Annotated in this window: 1 protein-coding gene; it reads right to left on the bottom strand. The window is 72.2% G+C overall.

The features are described from left to right. Window positions 1-10 precede the first annotated feature (10 nt). Complete coding sequence (locus FV233_RS29425; RefSeq protein WP_147899634.1) at window positions 11-1,315, bottom strand: IS4 family transposase; 1,305 nt, start codon at window positions 1,313-1,315, stop codon at window positions 11-13. Window positions 1,316-1,442 lie beyond the last annotated feature (127 nt).

Here is a 1,442-nt window from a genome sequence, read left to right on the forward strand (position 1 = left end):
CCCAGCCCTTTCAAGGTGTTTGATTTGCCAGAACCCTGGCGGTTGCGACATGGGCGTTGGTCTGGCGTGCGGGCTCGGTAGACCGCGGCTTGGGTTTTCGCTGGCTGGCGGCCACGCGTTTGGGGTCGATGCGCCGGGCCAGGCTCAGCAGGCGCGGGGCCAGGGCCTTGGGATCGCCCGCGGGTCCCGTCGCGCAGTCGGCCGGCAGGGCGATGCGCAGGCCCTCGTAACCGCTGCGGACCTGCAGGGCGAGGTGATACAGCGACACCGTCGGGGCCGGCTTCCCGGCGGCGGTCTGCGCCCGCTCCACGCAGCGCTCGATCAGCGCCAGCACGTTGTAGGCCAGCAGCGCCACGCCGAAGCCGAGCAGGGCCGCGCGCGGATGGCCCAGGCTGGTGATCTCGCTGTGCAGCACGCGCTCCAGGCGCTGGAACATCCCCTCGATGCGCCAGCGGTCCCGGTAGGCCTGCGCGATCTGAGCCGCGCTCACCTGGGCCGGCAGGTTGGTCCAGACCCGCAGGATCCGCTCCCCCGCCTGGCTCGGCCGGTCGAGGGTGAGCTCGATCCGCCGCCACGGGGCGGCCTGCGCGCCCGGATCCGCCAGCGTGATCGCCTGCTCGCGCAGGCGGCCGGTCTCGGTCCGGTCGGCTTTGCGCCAGGCGCTCTCACCGCTCAGCCGCGGATGGCGCGCGTGCTCGCGCACGACGAAGCCGGCGCCGGCCGCGTCCCAACCCCGCAGCAGCGCGCCGGGGCAGAAGTGCCGGTCGCCGATCCAGACCTGCCCGGGCTCGGCCCGCTCGAACAGGGCCCGGCTCAGGACGCGCTCGTGCTCATAGGCGTCCTCACCCGCCACCAGGTCGGTCACCAGGCCGCTGTCGGGATCGTAGACCACGATCGCCGTCCCCGGCAGCGCCGCGCCGGGGCAAGCGCGCAACGCCGTCAGGCGCTTCTCGCTGGCCGGCAGGTGATTGCCGTCGATCACCCGCAGCGCGTAACCCGGAAGCCGGGCCGGACCCGGCCCCAGCTCCGCCAGCACCGGCTCGAGCCGCTCGGCGCTCGCCCGCACCAGGGCGCCCAGCAGATCCGGATCGGTCCGCTTGATCTTATCGTACAGCGCTGCCAGCGACACCGGCAGATCCCGGCTCTGGCGGGCGGCCGCATGCAGCGACGGCTGCAGGCCGACCACCACCAGCATCATCAGCTCGACCACCGTCGAGAACAGCAGATCGCGCTCGTACTGGCGACCGCGATGCTGCGCGAACACCGCGTCGAGCCAGGTGGCGGGAAACGCCTGATCCAGCAGCGTGCGCGCCATCACGCTGGCTGGCGCCTTCTGCTCAAACCGCTCCAGGACAGCCCGCCACGGGCAACCCGATCCGTCCGATGCTTGCGTCATCGCAACGAGTTAGGCCCGAGCCAAACACCTTGAAAGGGCTGGGTCT

Source organism: Methylobacterium sp. WL7 (genome assembly GCF_008040085.1).
In the GTDB taxonomy this organism is placed as follows: Bacteria; Pseudomonadota; Alphaproteobacteria; order Rhizobiales; family Beijerinckiaceae; genus Methylobacterium; species Methylobacterium mesophilicum.